Annotated in this window: 13 protein-coding genes; 8 read left to right on the top strand and 5 right to left on the bottom strand. The window is 46.8% G+C overall.

Features of this window, described 5'->3' with window-relative positions; translation table 11 throughout:
- Window positions 1-31: 31 nt before the first annotated feature.
- The 6 genes from atoD to acs all read left to right on the top strand — a co-directional run bounded on the left by atoD (window position 32) and on the right by acs (window position 7,077).
- Window positions 32-688, top strand: coding sequence for an acetate CoA-transferase subunit alpha (atoD, locus tag FHQ30_RS08940; protein ID WP_139611497.1), 657 nt, complete (start codon window positions 32-34; stop codon window positions 686-688).
- Between the two features lie 21 nt (window positions 689-709).
- On the top strand, window positions 710-1,366 hold the full coding sequence (locus tag FHQ30_RS08935; protein ID WP_139611496.1) for a 3-oxoacid CoA-transferase subunit B: 657 nt from the start codon (window positions 710-712) through the stop codon (window positions 1,364-1,366).
- Between the two features lie 44 nt (window positions 1,367-1,410).
- Window positions 1,411-2,592, top strand: coding sequence for an acetyl-CoA C-acetyltransferase (locus tag FHQ30_RS08930; protein ID WP_139611495.1), 1,182 nt, complete (start codon window positions 1,411-1,413; stop codon window positions 2,590-2,592).
- A gap of 53 nt (window positions 2,593-2,645) precedes the next feature.
- On the top strand, window positions 2,646-3,422 hold the full coding sequence (locus FHQ30_RS08925) for a 3-hydroxybutyrate dehydrogenase (RefSeq protein ID WP_132965890.1): 777 nt from the start codon (window positions 2,646-2,648) through the stop codon (window positions 3,420-3,422).
- Between the two features lie 93 nt (window positions 3,423-3,515).
- Window positions 3,516-4,862 (top strand): GntP family permease, encoded by a 1,347-nt coding sequence (locus tag FHQ30_RS08920; RefSeq protein ID WP_139611494.1) that lies wholly within the window; start codon window positions 3,516-3,518, stop codon window positions 4,860-4,862.
- A 250-nt stretch (window positions 4,863-5,112) separates the two neighbouring features.
- Window positions 5,113-7,077 carry an acetate--CoA ligase gene (gene acs / locus FHQ30_RS08915; protein WP_139611493.1) on the top strand — a complete coding sequence of 655 codons (1,965 nt, stop codon included), beginning with the start codon at window positions 5,113-5,115 and terminating at the stop codon, window positions 7,075-7,077.
- 63 nt (window positions 7,078-7,140) lie between these two features.
- On the opposite strand, the gene carB is transcribed toward acs, so the two are convergent.
- The 4 genes from carB to carA all read right to left on the bottom strand — a co-directional run bounded on the left by carB (window position 7,141) and on the right by carA (window position 13,507).
- On the bottom strand, window positions 7,141-10,335 hold the full coding sequence (gene carB / locus FHQ30_RS08910) for a carbamoyl-phosphate synthase large subunit (protein WP_139611492.1): 3,195 nt from the start codon (window positions 10,333-10,335) through the stop codon (window positions 7,141-7,143).
- 90 nt (window positions 10,336-10,425) lie between these two features.
- A complete protein-coding gene (locus FHQ30_RS08905) occupies window positions 10,426-11,460 on the bottom strand; it encodes a PDDEXK nuclease domain-containing protein (RefSeq protein WP_139611491.1) in 1,035 nt (344 codons plus the stop codon).
- 26 nt (window positions 11,461-11,486) lie between these two features.
- Window positions 11,487-12,341: a PhzF family phenazine biosynthesis protein gene (locus FHQ30_RS08900; RefSeq protein ID WP_139611490.1), complete on the bottom strand. Its 855-nt coding sequence runs from the start codon at window positions 12,339-12,341 to the stop codon at window positions 11,487-11,489.
- Window positions 12,342-12,355: 14 nt separating this feature from the next.
- Window positions 12,356-13,507, bottom strand: coding sequence for a glutamine-hydrolyzing carbamoyl-phosphate synthase small subunit (gene carA / locus FHQ30_RS08895; protein WP_139611489.1), 1,152 nt, complete (start codon window positions 13,505-13,507; stop codon window positions 12,356-12,358).
- 317 nt (window positions 13,508-13,824) lie between these two features.
- On the opposite strand from carA, the gene FHQ30_RS08890 reads away from it, so the two are divergent.
- Together FHQ30_RS08890 and FHQ30_RS08885 are read left to right on the top strand one after the other, a co-directional pair.
- Window positions 13,825-14,574, top strand: coding sequence for an MlaA family lipoprotein (locus tag FHQ30_RS08890; RefSeq protein WP_139611488.1), 750 nt, complete (start codon window positions 13,825-13,827; stop codon window positions 14,572-14,574).
- Between the two features lie 26 nt (window positions 14,575-14,600).
- Entirely contained in the window at window positions 14,601-15,095 is a 495-nt protein-coding gene (locus FHQ30_RS08885; RefSeq protein WP_139611487.1) for a YfbU family protein, read from the top strand.
- Window positions 15,096-15,173: 78 nt separating this feature from the next.
- Here the strand turns inward: FHQ30_RS08885 and FHQ30_RS08880 are convergent, their stop codons facing one another.
- Window positions 15,174-15,662, bottom strand: a complete 489-nt coding sequence (locus tag FHQ30_RS08880) for a hypothetical protein (protein ID WP_139611486.1) — start codon at window positions 15,660-15,662, stop codon at window positions 15,174-15,176.
- Window positions 15,663-15,756 lie beyond the last annotated feature (94 nt).

Genomic DNA, 15,756 nt, shown 5'->3' with positions numbered 1-15,756 from the left:
TTATTTAATATATGTCATTTGGAGAATCATTATGTCAAAAGTTATCCCTCTTGCTGAGATCCACCCCCACCTGTTTGACGGCATGACGATCATGTCTGGCGGCTTTATGGGCATCGGTGCAGCAGAAACCTTGGTGCAAGCCATTCTAGATGCTGGAACGAAAGACATCACTTTAATCAGCAGTGACACGGCATTAGTTGATACCGGCGTTGGTCCGTTGATTGTGAATAACCGTGTCAAAAAAGTGATTGCCTCCCACATTGGCACAAATCCTGAAACCGGCAAAAAAATGATTGCCGGTGAAATTGAAGTTGAACTTGTGCCGCAAGGGACATTTGCCGAGCGTATCCGCGCCGGTGGTGCCGGTTTAGGCGGGATTTTAACCCCGACCGGCGTTGGCACTGTGGTGGAAGAGGGGAAACAAAAAATACAAATTGATCACGTCGATTATTTATTGGAACTGCCGCTGAAAGCCGATTTGGCATTGATTAAAGCCCATACCGCCGATACTGCCGGAAATTTAATCTATGACGGCTCCGCCCGAAATTTCAATCCGTTGATGGCATTGGCAGCGAAAACCGTGATTGTCGAAACCGATCATCTGGTTGAAGTCGGCAGTTTAGACCCGAATCAAGTGATGACACCTGCAACCTTAGTCGATTATATCGTGATAAAAACCGCACTTTAGTCTAAAAAAGAGGAACGATTTATGAATACAAAAGAATTAATTGCACGCCGTATTGCAATGGAATTAAAAGACGGTGATGTCGTCAATTTGGGAATCGGCTTGCCAACGATGGTGGCCAATTATCTGCCTGCGGATGTGAACATCACCTTGCAGTCAGAAAATGGTTTCTTGGGCTTAACCGCATATGATCCGGAAAATGCCAACCCCAATATCGTGAATGCCGGCGGGCAGCCTTGTTCAATTAAGGCTGACGGGGCGTTTTTTGATAGCGGGTTTTCTTTTGCCCTTATCCGCGGCGGACATGTTGATGCCTGCGTATTGGGTGGCTTGGAAGTTGATCAGGAAGCCAATCTTGCCAATTGGATGGTGCCGGGAAAAATGGTACCGGGCATGGGCGGCGCAATGGATCTCGTCACCGGCTCGCGTAAAGTCATCATCGGCATGGAGCATTGTGCCAAATCGGGTTCTTCAAAAATTCTCAAAAAATGCACCCTGCCTTTAACAGCAAAAAATAAAGTGCATATGGTCGTGACCGAATTGGCGGTGTTTAGCTTTATTGACGGCAAATTAACCTTACAAGAACACGCACCTAACGTAGATTTGGCAACCATTAAAGCCAAAACCGACGCCGAATTTGTTGTGGCGGACGATTTTAAACAGATGGTGATTAATCATTAATTTGTGCCATTGAGCATAATCAACAGAACAAAAAGGAACTCAATATGGAAAATATTGTCATTGTCAGCGCCGTCAGAACACCGATTGGTAGTTTTAACGGCGCCCTTGCTAGCGTAAGTGCGGTTGATCTCGGCGCTTTGGTGATCAAAGAAGTGTTACAGCGGGCAAATGTTGCTGCCGATCAAGTTGATGAAGTGATTATGGGCAATGTGCTGCAAGCCGGTCTGGGGCAGAACCCGGCACGGCAAGCCGCTTTAAAAGCAGGTATTCATCAGCAAGCCCCCTCGCTCACGATTAATAAAGTGTGCGGCTCAGGCTTAAAAAGCGTGGTATTAGGAGCGCAGGCTATTCGTAGCGGTGATGCCGATATTGTGGTGGTCGGCGGTATGGAAAATATGAGCCAAGCGCCTTATCTGCTGAGCAGCAAAGTGCGGTTGGGCGCCAGAATGGGCAATTTAACCTTGCAGGATAGCATGATTGAAGACGGCTTAACTTGTGCGATTAACCATTATCACATGGGGATCACCGCAGAAAATATCGCCGAACATTATGGCATTACTCGTCAGCAGCAAGATGAATTTGCCTTACGTTCGCAAACACTGGCTTCACAGGCGGTTCAAGCCGGTGTGTTCGATGCAGAAATTATTCCGGTAAGCGTAAAAACACGTAAGGGTGAGAAGGTGTTCAATCGTGACGAACACCCTAAATTCGACACAACCCTTGAACAACTTGCCGCATTGAAACCCGCATTTAAAAAAGAAGGCAGCGTGACAGCCGGCAATGCTTCAGGCCTTAACGACGGTGCCGCCGCCTTGTTGCTCATGAGTGAAAGCAAAGCCGCTGAATTAGGGTTGCAGCCGCTAGCCCGCATCCGCAGTTATGCCAGCGTAGGTAATGATCCTGCCTTGATGGGATTAGGACCGGTACAAGCAACACAAGCTGCCCTGCAAAAAGCCAATCTGACGTTGGCAGAGATTGATCTGGTCGAAGCCAACGAAGCCTTTGCCGCTCAATTTTTAGGCGTAGGGAAAACATTACACTTTGATCTGGAGAAAACCAATATCCACGGCGGCGCCATTGCACTAGGGCACCCGATTGGTGCCAGCGGCGCACGTATTTTAGTGACATTGTTGTACGGCATGCAGGCAAAACAAGCCAAATTAGGCTTGGCAACATTATGTATTGGCGGAGGGCAAGGGATTTCAATGGTGGTTGAGCGTCTCTAGTTTTCTCTTTTATCGGTAATAATCTGATTAATAATAACAAGTTGAGGTTAAAAATGATTGATGTAAATGGAAAAGTTGCTGTCATTACGGGTTCTGCCAGTGGTATCGGTTTGCATATGGCAAAAAAATTTTTGGCAAACGGTGCGAAAGTGGTCATTAGTGATGTGAATGAAGAAGCATTGGCTGCACGGCTGCAAGAGTTAAATCATCCAAATCTGTTGGCGGTAAAAACAGATGTCACGAAAGAAGCTGAGATTGAAAACTTAATTTCAACTGCGCATAAGCATTTCGGTAGACTGGATATTTTTGTTAATAATGCCGGTATTCAGCACGTCGCATCAATAGAGGATTTCCCGACCGAAAAATTCGATTTGATGATCCAAATTATGTTGCGTGCCTCTTTTCTTACGATTAAGCACTGCCTGCCGATTATGAAAGCGCAAAAATTCGGACGCATTATCAACGTATCGTCCATCAACGGTTTAGTCGGTTTTGCCGGTAAAGTAGCCTATAACGCCGCTAAGCACGGGATCATCGGAATCACACGAGTCGCTGCGCTCGAGTGTGCCAAAGACGGCGTTACCGTTAATGCGATTTGTCCGGGGTATATCGAAACGCCGTTGGTGCTGAATCAAATGAAAGATTTAGCCAAAACCCGCAACGTCAGTCTGGAAAATGTGTTGGAAGAAGTGTTGTATCCGCTGATTCCGCAAAAAACATTAATTGATATCGACGATATTGCCAGCTTGGTTCTGTTTGCCTCCAGCCCTTGCGCCAAACATATCACCGGCACAAACCTAGTGATTGATGCCGGTTATACTGCACAATAATCAACGTAAGCTGACCAAAGCCGATTTCTGGAACGACATCGGCTTTTCTCGAGCGATAATTTTATTTCTGTATTGATAGACAGGAGAATGAATATGTTAGGAATCCTGCTTGGTCTAACGATCATCATTGTATTGGCTTTTTGGGGCTGGTCGATTATTTGGGTCGCCCCAATAGCCGCTGGTGTTGTCGCATTATTTGGCGGATTAGACTTATTAACGGCTTATACCGGTGATTACATGAGTGGTTTCGTCGGTTTTGCCAAAACCTGGTTTCCCATCTTTATGCTGGGCGCAATCTTTGGCAAATTGATGGAAGTCACTTCAATGGCAAACGCCATTGCGCACACCATTAGCAAATGGCTGGGAGCAAAACGCGCGATTTTGGCTGTGGTTGTCGCCTGTTCGATTCTTACCTATGGTGGCGTCAGCCTGTTTGTGGTTGTTTTTGCCGTTTATCCACTCGGCGTTGCGCTGTTCCGCCAAGCCAATATCTCTCGCCAACTTTTGCCGGGTACCATTGCGTTGGGCGCATTCACCTACACCATGACCGCCATTCCCGGTACGCCGCAAATTCAAAATTTAATCCCGACCCACTATTTCCATACCACGCCTGCCGCTGCACCGTTAATGGGCATCGTATCGGCACTGATTATGGCAGTACTAGGATACTATTGGCTGGTTTATCGTGAAACCGCACTTCGTAGCAAAGGATTAGTCTTTATTGAACCAGAATCCACACAAACTGTCCGAACCGAAGATGAAGAGAATTTAGCAAAAGCATCATCAGACCAGACAAAAACAGTCGTTAACTCAATAAAAAATAGTGGACCCAATTTTTGGCTCTCTATGTTGCCGCTAATTTCTGTTGTTGTCGCACTAAACGTAGTCAAGTTATCAATAATAATTGCGTTGCTTATCGGGATTATCCTGATTTTAGTCCTGAGTGCCGCACAGTATAAACATTTCATTAAAGCCATCAACGAAGGGGCAAACGGCTCGGTGCTGGCGATTGTCAACACCTCGGCAGCCGTTGGCTTTGGTTCCGTTGTGAAAGCCGTTCCCGGATTTGCAGCGCTATCTGATTTTCTGTTGAATATCAAAGGTTCGCCTCTGATTTCCGAAGCGGTATCTGTCACCGCACTTGCCGGAGCAACCGGTTCCGCCAGCGGCGGCATGGGGATTGCCCTGGAAAGTTTGGGGCAAAAGTATTATGAATTGGCAATGGCTCAGGGGTTAAATATCGAACATTTCCATCGTGTTGCTTCCATTGCCTCTGGCGGGCTGGATACCTTGCCGCATAACGGAGCCGTTTTAACGTTATTAGTGATTACCGGCATGAGCCACCGCCAAAGCTACTTTGATATTGCCATGGTATCACTCGTGATTCCGACTATCTCTTTGATTACGGTTATCGGCTTGGCCAGCCTCGGCATCGTATAATCCCCATGTGGCATGGCGATAGCTGGTTCGCCATGCCGATCAATTTGTGAGCGAAGTATCATTTTCTCGCTCACTCTCCCATAAATTCTTCTATTTTGTGATCCACCTCTTGAAACAAATCATTAACAACTATTGCTCATTTTTTTAACTTCATATAGGGTAATACCGTCCGTTTTTAATTTCAGCGATCGTTTGCTTTCTTTCGCTTCCTGTAACATTCCCTGCGACATCGTTAAGAGGAACGCCGATTATGCAACACTTTGATTCCGTATTAAAAGAAAACCGTATTTTTAAGCCAAGTGATGATTTCCGACAAGCTGCCAATATCGGGCAATTGGAGGATTACCAAAATCTGTGGGAATTTGCCGATAAGGATTATCTACAGTATTGGGCAGATTTAGCACGTGATTTGATCAGTTGGAAAAAGCCGTTTATGACGATTTTTGACGACAGCAACGCCCCATTTTATAAGTGGTTCCCCGACGGCAAGCTGAATGTATCCTACAACTGTTTGGATCGCCATCTGCCTGACAAAGGCAACAAAACCGCACTTATCTTTGAATCCGACTTCGGACAGGTCAGCAGCTTTAGCTATGCCCAATTGCATAATCGAGTATGCCGTTTTGGCAATGCGCTGCGTGAATTGGGCATCGGCAAAGGCGACCGAGTGGTCATCTATATGCCGATGCTGGTCGAGGCCGTGATTGCGATGCAAGCCTGTGCTCGAATCGGGGCGGTGCATTCCGTGGTATTCGGTGGCTTTTCCGCCGGTGCGTTGCGCGATCGGATCGAAGATGCCGGCGCTAAATTGGTGATCACTGCCAACGGCGGGCTACGCGGTGGCAAGATTATTCCATTGAAAGAGACTGTTGACGAAGCATTGGATATGGGCTGTCCGACCGTAGAAAATGTGGTGGTGTATTACCGCTTGAATATTGACACCGCTTGGCGCAACGGGCGCGATTTGTGGTGGCACGAATTATCGAAACATCAGCCGGAGTTTTGCGAACCGGAGTGGATGAATTCTGAAGATCCGCTGTTTATTCTGTACACCTCAGGCTCCACCGGCAAACCGAAAGGCATTGTCCACAGCAGCGCCGGCTATTTGCTGGGGGCGATCAACACCTTCCGTAACGTCTTTGATAACAAACCGAATGATGTTTATTGGTGCACCGCTGATGTGGGTTGGATCACCGGACACTCCTATGTCTGTTATGGCCCATTGGCAAATGGCGCGACACAGGTGATTTATGAAGGTGTACCGAGCTATCCTGATCCCGGCCGGATTTGGCGGATAATTCAGCGGCATAAAATCAATGTGTTTTATACCTCCCCGACCTTGATCCGCTCTTTAACCCGGGTTGGCGACTGGATTCCGAATAAATATGATCTCTCTTCATTGCGCTTGCTCGGCAGCGTCGGTGAACCGATCAACCCATCCGCATGGATGTGGTTGTATGAGGTCATCGGCAAAGAGCGCTGTCCGATTGTCGACACCTGGTGGCAGACCGAAACCGGCTCGATTATGTTGTCACCACTGCCGGGCATCAACTCAATGAAACCGGGCTCTTGTACCTTGCCGTTACCGGGCATTATGGCGGATGTAGTCGATGAAAATGGACAAAAAGTCACGGGACAAAGCGGCGGGCTCTTGGTGATTAAGCGCCCATTCCCGTCGATGCTACGCACAATTTGGAATGACGACAAACGCTACCAAGCCACCTATTTCCCAGCGGAATTGGGCGGAAAATACTATGTCGCCGGCGACTCGGCACACCGCGACGAAGACGGCTACTTCTGGATTTTGGGTCGCACCGATGATGTGCTGAACGTATCCGGACACCGCTTAGGCACGATGGAAATCGAATCAGCGTTGGTGGCTAATCCGCAAGTTGCCGAAGCAGCCGTGGTCGGCAGACCGGATGAAATCAAAGGTGAGGCTGTGGTAGCGTTTGTCGTGCTGAATACCGCACTTCCGGAAGGACAAGAAGCGCGCGATTTGGCGGAACAGCTGAAACAGTGGGTCTCAAAAGAGATCGGCAAAATCGCCCGTCCGGAAGATATCCGCTTTGCCGAAAACTTACCGAAAACCCGCTCAGGTAAAATTATGCGCCGCTTACTGCGTTCGATTGCCAAAAACGAGGTCATCACCCAAGATGTCTCCACCTTGGAAAACCCACAAATTATTGGACAGCTGCAACGGCAAGTGTTGTAGTTGCTAAATTAAAAAGAGCGGTTTTGATCTTTATCATAAACCGCTCTTTCTATTTCAAATCAACTAATTCATCTCTTGCAAACGATAAACTTCAGTCTCATTAATGCTGTTCAGACCTTGGCTGATTGCGGCAGCGCCGGCGATGGTGGTGTACACCGGAATCCGTTGTTGCAGCGAGCTGCTGCGGATCGAGTGGCTGTCGGAGACCGATTCCGGCATGCTGCCGACGGTGTTGATCACCATGGCGATTTCGCCGTTTTTGATCGCATCGACGATATGCGGTCGTCCTTCCCGCACTTTATTCACGATTTGCACACCGATGCCGTGTTCGCGTAAAAATCTTGCTGTGCCCAACGTCGAACATAGTCCGTAGCCCAAGTCTTGCAGGCGTTTGGCGATTTCAACCAGTTTCGGTTTGTCGGCATTCTCGACCGATAGGAAGATTTTACCCAGTTTCGGCAAGCGTTCACCGGCGCCGATTTGTGCTTTCAGGAAAGCTTCCGAGAAGGTTTTACCCACGCCCATCACTTCACCGGTCGAGCGCATTTCAGGGCCTAGAATGCTGTCTACGCCTGGGAATTTGATGAACGGGAACACCGCTTCTTTGACCGAATACAGAGTCGGGATCACTTCTTTGCTGATTCCTTGCTGCTTCAGGCTGATGCCCGCCATCACCCGTGCGGCAATTTTCGCCAACGGCACACCGGTGGCTTTGCTGACAAACGGCACAGTACGCGAGGCGCGTGGGTTGACTTCCAGCACATAAATAGTGCCGTTTTGCACCGCAAACTGGACGTTCATCAAGCCGACCACTTTCAATTCAAACGCCATTGCTGCCGTTTGGCGACGGATTTCGTCTTGAATGTCGACACTCAACGAATACGGTGGCAGCGAACAGGCCGAATCACCGCTGTGAATCCCGGCTTGCTCAATGTGCTGCATGATGCCGCCAATCACCACCTCTTCGCCGTCGCAGATACAATCCACATCCACTTCAATCGCATCATTCAAGAAGTGGTCGAGCAGAATCGGGCTGTCGTCGGAAACCCGCACCGCTTCACGCATATAGGTTTGCAGTTCTTCATCGTTATACACAATTTGCATCGCCCGTCCGCCCAACACATACGACGGACGCACCACCAACGGATAACCGACTTCATTTGCCAAGGTTAGCGCTTCCTCACTGTTACGCGCAGTACGGTTCGGCGGCTGTTTCAGGTTTAATTTATGTAGTACTTTTTGGAAACGTTCGCGATCTTCAGCAGCATCAATGCTGTCCGCCGACGTACCAATGATATGCACCCCATTTTCGTGCAAGGCATTCGCCAATTTCAATGGGGTTTGTCCGCCGTAGTGCACAATGACGCCATACGGTTTTTCCACATGGATAATTTCCAACACTTCTTCCAAGGTCAGCGGCTCGAAATAGAGGCGGTCGGAAGTATCAAAATCGGTGGAGACCGTTTCCGGATTACAGTTGACCATAATGGTTTCAAAACCGGACTCCCGCAAAGCCAGCGCAGCATGCACGCAGCAGTAATCAAATTCAATCCCTTGCCCGATTCGGTTCGGACCGCCACCTAAAATCATGATTTTTTTACGGTCACTCGGGTTGGCTTCGCACTCTTCCTCATAGCAGGAGTATAGGTAGGCGGTATCGGAAGCAAACTCGGCAGCACAGGTATCGACCCGTTTATACACCGGATGCAGATTGAGCTGATGGCGTAACTCGCGCACCGCACTTTCAGTGCTTTTCACTAACTGGGCGATACGGCGGTCGGCAAAGCCTTTGCGTTTTAAACGGCGCAGTTCGGTGTAATCCAAATCTGCCAGCGTTTTCTTTTCTAACGCCAACTCCTCTTGCACCAAATCACGAATTTGCACCAAGAACCACGGATCGATTTTGGAATAGTGATACACCTCTTCCAAACTCCAGCCTATGCCGAACGCATCGGCAACGTACAGAATCCGTTCCGGGCCCGGATTGGAAATCTCGGTGCGTAATTTTTCCATATCTTCGGTTTTCAAATTGAAACCACAAATACCGGTTTCCAAACCACGCAGGGCTTTTTGCAACGATTCTTGGAACGTTCTGCCCATCGCCATCACCTCACCCACCGATTTCATTTGAGTGGTTAAACGATTGTCCGCTTTCGGGAATTTTTCAAAGGCAAAACGAGGGACTTTGGTCACCACATAGTCAATCGACGGTTCGAATGACGCCGGAATCAAACCGCCGGTGATGTCGTTGCGCAGTTCGTTTAAGGTGTAACCGACCGCCAGTTTCGCCGCCACCTTGGCAATCGGGAAGCCCGTTGCTTTTGAAGCCAGCGCCGAAGAGCGACTGACGCGCGGGTTCATTTCAATCACGATCATCTCGCCGTTTTCAGGGTTGATCGCAAATTGGACGTTTGAACCGCCGGTATCCACACCAATTTCACGCAACACCGCCAACGAGGCGTTACGCATAATTTGATACTCTTTGTCGGTCAGGGTTTGCGCCGGGGCAACGGTGATCGAATCGCCGGTATGCACGCCCATCGGGTCGAAGTTTTCAATCGAACAGATGATAATGCAGTTGTCCGCTTGGTCACGCACCACTTCCATTTCATACTCTTTCCAGCCCAATACCGACTGCTCAATCAACAGCTCGTGGGTTGGCGAGGCATCAAAACCGCGTTCGCAAATTGCATTAAATTCATCTTTATTATAGGCAATCCCGCCACCGGAGCCGCCCATAGTAAACGACGGGCGAATCAAGGTCGGGAAACCGACTTCCGCCTGCGCTTTCCACGCTTCTTCAAGCGTGTGGCAGACAAAGGATTTTGGCGTGCTCAAGCCGATTTTTGTCATCGCATCTTTAAAACGTCCGCGGTCTTCCGCTTTATCAATCGCGTCTTCTTTTGCGCCAATCAACTCGACATTATATTTCGCCAACACGCCATGTTTTGAGAGATCCAAGGCACAGTTAAGTGCGGTCTGCCCGCCCATAGTCGGCAGAATTGCGTCCGGACGCTCTTTGGCAATGATTTTCTCCACCGTTTGCCACGTGATCGGCTCAATATAAGTGACATCCGCCATATTTGGATCGGTCATAATCGTTGCTGGATTGGAATTCACCAACACTACTTTATAGCCTTCCTCTCGCAACGCCTTACACGCCTGCGCTCCTGAATAATCAAATTCACACGCCTGCCCGATCACAATCGGACCTGCGCCAATAATCAAAATCGTGTTTATGTCTGTACGTTTTGGCATAGTTCTCTCTCTTTGTTTTAAATCTGTTTTTGAAAACGCTTAATGGTAAATTTAACCGTTGTTTAAAATTGCCACTTAAACCTGCATTCTCTAATGTTGTAATTCAAACAGTAATTTTTGTTGTTCAATTTCGCGGACCAATTCATCTTCTGTAGGTAAATAAGGGATATATTTACTAGCAAAAAGTTGAGCGTTATCTTTTAAGACTGAATATTTCGCCACAATGCTATCCGTTTCAGTGCAAAGCAATAATCCGATTGTTGGGTTATCATTTTGTTGTTTTTTTAAATCGTCGTACATTCGGACATACATATCTAATTGCCCAATATCTTGGTGTGTCAGCTTATCGGTTTTTAACTCTACAATAACAAAACACTTAATCAGATAATTATAAAAAACCAAGTCAATAAAAAAATCGCTATTTTCTGTCCGAATATGCTGTTGTCGCGCGACAAACGCAAACCCTTTACCAAGCTCTAACATAAACTGTTGTAAATTATCGATCAATGCCTTTTCCAGTTCCGCTTCGGTATAGCTATAATGCGTCGGTAATTGAAGAAATTCTAAAACGGTCGGGTTTTTAATAAAATCGTAGGGTTGTAACACCGCACTTTTCTGTTGCATTTCCGTATGCACGGGTTCTTTATCTACACTAGCAAGTAAACGTTCATAGTAAAGCGTTGAAATGTTTCGATCTAACACTCTGACCGACCAATGGTTTTCAGCGGCTTCAATTAAATAATAACGTCTGGCTTGCTCATTCTGAATTTTTAATACCCGCTGAATATGAGTCCACGTTAATTTGGAAATCACTGATTTCCAAATATCTAAATCCGAAAACATCAAATAGAATTGGCGAAAATTACGAATATTTCGCTCCCCAAATCCTCTACCAAACTCTTGGCTCAGCACTTGGGAAACTTGCTTAATCACTTCTTTGCCATAATCTGCACGTGCTTGTCCACGCTGTTCTTCTTGCACGATCCGTTTACCGATTTGCCAATAGGCATCGACCATTGCTGAATTAATGGCGATATAAGTCTGCTGACGAGCCGTTGCAAGAATATATTTAATATCATTGATATAAGTGCCATTAGACATATCTATATCGGTACGTTTTGGCATAGTTTTTTCTCTTGCTAATATTTTCGTTAATCTTCAGGAATCCAAAATTCGCCTTGTCCCACGGGGATTACCTTGCCGCCGACATAAATCATCTGTTGCTCGTCCACCGTTAAGCTGAGGCGGTTTGCTCTGCCGATTTCATCTCCTTGCATGATCTGCCAACTTAACGGCGTGCGTTGGCTGTGAAGCGCCCAACCGCCTAAGTTGGCAGCGGCAGAGCCTGTGCCCGGATCTTCGTGCACTTCACCGTGGGCGGAGAAGAACAACCGCACTTTGACTTGATTATGCTGTTCAAACCACACATAGAGCTGCGCTTCTCCACTTTGTGATACGGCTTTTTGCAGCAAAAGTGCGGTATTGATGCGGCAATTTGCCACCGCTTGCACTGAAGTCAGTTGTAACAACAGTTGCTCTGTGCCGGTGTTCACCCAAACCGGTTCTGCGGCAATATCACGCAGTTGCAAGCCCAACATCTGGGCGCAATCGGCTTTGCTCAATCCCGAATGTCGCACCTGTGCGCCGTTGTTTAAGGCAAAGGTGATCGTGTCGGTTTGATGGTGCAGGCTGACCAAACCCGCTTCGGTTTGTAACTGATAATTGTCAGACAACCCCAACTGCCGGTGTAACACAAATGCCGCGCCGATGGTCGGGTGTCCGGCAAACGGCATTTCGTACTCAGGGGTGAAAATTTTCAGCTTTCTGACCGCACTTTGCCTATCGCTGCGTTGTACAAATACCGTTTCCGATAAATTAAATTGACGGGCAATCCGTTGCATTTGCTGCTCATTCAGTCCGTCCGCTTGCGGGAACACCGCCAACGGGTTGCCGTCAAAATGTTGCTCGGCAAACACATTAACCAACTGATAAGCATAGCTTTTCATGGGTATATTCCTGTTTAAACCACAACCTGCGGCGTATGGGTGTGGCGCACCACTTCCATTTCATGCACAAATTTGTCAAACAGTTCGGCAATATCATGCGGTCCCGGGCTGGCTTCTGGGTGTCCTTGGAACGAAAACGCCGATTGGGTTGTCAGCTCGATGCCCTGCACCGAATTGTCGAACAAAGAGCGGTGCGTCACCTTGACATAATCCGGCAAACTGGCTTCATCCACTTCAAAACCGTGATTTTGGCTGGTGATATACACTTGTTCGGTTGCTAAATTTTGCACCGGGTGGTTGGCGCCGTGATGTCCGAAGGCCATTTTTTTGGTTTTACCGCCCACCGCCAAACCGAGCAATTGGTGTCCCAAGCAGATACCAAAAATCGGTTTTTTACTTTGCAATAATTGTTGAATCGCATTCACCGCATAATCGCACGGTTGCGGGTCGCCGGGGCCGTTTGATAAGAAAATACCGTCCGGATTCAGTGCCAACACCTCTTGTGCGCTAGTTTTTGCCGGCACAACGGTGATTTGGCAGCCACGTTCGGCAAGCATACGCAGAATATTGTGTTTCACACCAAAATCGTAGGCCACCACATGATAGCGTCCGGCGTCTTTATGGCTGAAGCCCTGACCCAATTTCCATTCGCCTTGCTCCCAACGATAAACCTTGTCACAAGTCACTTCTTGCGCCAAATCCTTACCTGCCATACTGCCGAAACTTTGCGCCAGTTCCAGCGCTTTGGCTTCGTCAATTTCCCCCGCCATAATGCAGCCGGCTTGCGCACCTTTATCACGCAGCAAACGGGTTAAACGACGGGTATCAATATCGGCAATCGCCACGATTTTATTGTCGACTAAATACTCTGATAAATTTTGCTCACTACGGAAATTACTGTGAATCAGTGGTAAGTCGCGGATCACCAAGCCGGAAACATAGACTTTATCCGCTTCACAGTCTTCTTGATTGACGCCGGTGTTGCCGATATGTGGATAGGTGAGGGTGACAATTTGTTTGGTGTAGGACGGGTCGGTTAAAATTTCTTGATAGCCCGTCATTGAGGTATTAAAAACCACTTCGCCGATGGTATGGCCTTGATAACCAATCGAAGTGCCGTGGAAAACAGAGCCGTCAGCTAAGACTAAAATGGCTGGTTCAGACATGAATCTCTCCCGGAATAATCATTTTATATTCAATTTTAGATAAACACTGGCGCTGTAGCCCGATGCATTACTCATTGCTCCTGCTGTATAAAAGGTATTTGAAATGTAGCAAAATTGAGCAAATTATTGTAATGGAGCAAAACGCGCAATTCAAGACAAATAATTTTTAAACTATATACCAAATGAAAAAATATGCAATAAAATGAATAAAAATTCAATTTTATTGCTATTTACCCGCTTAGCGAAACGAATAAAAGCTGTTCTTTACCCCTAAACTTGCTAAAATAAAACCACTCTTTTTGCAATGGAACCGCAATATGAAAAAATCTAATTCGATTAAATTTTGGCTGCCACTGATATTAGCCACAACCATCGGTGCCTGCTCAAGTATCGACGAAACCACCGGACAACGCCAAGATCCGTTGGAAGGTTTTAACCGCACCATGTGGGATTTCAACTATAACGTTGCCGACCCCTATTTGCTAAAACCTATTGCTACAGGCTGGAAAGAATATGTGCCGCAGCCGGCTAAAACCGCACTTGTCAATGTTGCCAACAATTTGGATGAACCGGCAAGCTTTGTAAACCGTTTATTGGAAGGTGAATTTAGTAAAGCGATGGTGCATTTCAACCGCTTCTGGATTAATTCTGTCTTCGGTTTAGCCGGTATGATGGATATCGCCAGTGCCAGCGAAGGCTTGCGCCCTGCGGGTTCTCGTTCATTCGGTGACATGCTAGGCAGCTATGGTGTCGGCACAGGGGCTTATGTGATGGTGCCGCTATATGGTCCGGCTACCCCGCGCCAAGATTTGGGCAGATTGGTTGACCATACCTATCCGGCGCTGTCATTATTAGGTCCTTGGTCGGTATTAAAATTTAGCGTACAAGCCGTGGATCGTCGTGCCAATTTACTCAGCCAAGACCCTATTCTGGCACAATCGCAAGACAGCTATCTCACGGTGCGTGAAGCTTATTTTCAAAATCTGGAATTTAAAGTCAACGACGGTAAGCAAGGTAGCGAAATTAAAGAAACCTTATCAGAAGACGAACTCAAAGAAATCGATTAATCATTTATTGAATAAAGGAATATGCTATGGAACTGACACTCACACAACGCCTGATTCTAATCAATCAGTATGAATTGATGGCACTGCTCGACAAAGACAATGCCGGAAAATATAAACGTAATCAAAATATCATTAAAGGCGGTTATAAGCTGGATCTGAAAGAATTATATAAAGATTTCAGTGAGATAAGTGAAGAAGAGTGTAAAGCAGTAATCAACACTTTAGAGATGTATCAAGCATTGCAAGTTTCCTACAACAATTTGCATCATAAAGAAGATTTAACCGCTCACCGCTTAAAATTCTTGGGTTACTGTGCGATTCGTGAGAAAAAATACCTGAATTATCTTGGATTTATTGCCGATAATGATAAAAAATACCGAGATTTGATTCAATGCCCGAACGGCTGTGATGCACAAACCCCGATGTGGGACAAATACAGCAAAATGCTCGATGTATGGCATAAATGCCCACGCCAATTCCACCTGAGTATTGCCGAAATCAAACAGATTTTGAATGCTTAACGGCTTGTTCTAACAGGAATTAAAAACCGCACTTTGCCTTATAATCTGCTAAAAGTGCGGTTTTATTCATTAATCTTTTCAGCGATGTATCCAGCCCCTTAAATCTGAACCGATAAAAGTTAAACGCACCGCACTGGGCGGTTGGGTAAAACGATAACTGATCGGCTCCGGCAAATTTTTTAACAACGCATAAGGCAACACACCGATTATCTGCACTTCAGTATCCGAACTACCATATTTCACGGTTTCATAAATCAACGGCAGCTGACCGTCATTAACAACAACGGCTTTGCGCCAACCAAATTGATAGGGCACTGCAAGTTGTTGTTGGTTTGCCAACTGATATTGCTGCGGAAAAAACAACGCATACTCCTGAAACTGATTGTCATCACGCACAATCACTAATTGATTTACTGCTCCCCACAGCAAAGCAGCCAATGTCACCAAGCCCAATGCCAAATAACGATTTATTTTCAAGGAATTTTTATAACGGCTAAAACGGAAAATAATGAGTGGCAGCAAAATTAATAGAATTAGCAGGCCATAAAACAGATTAATCGGTAACATAAAATGGTTCTCTTTTATCAGGCGGCAAATAGCAAAAAGGGCGAACCGAAGTTCACCCTTTTCCAGATATCTTGCAGCGCAATTATTTGATAAT

The organism is Testudinibacter sp. 'clade 2' (assembly GCF_006227735.1).
GTDB lineage: Bacteria > Pseudomonadota > Gammaproteobacteria > Enterobacterales > Pasteurellaceae > Chelonobacter.
The sequence above is the reverse complement of the archived record's forward strand: the minus strand, read 5'-3'. Positions and strand labels throughout refer to the sequence as shown.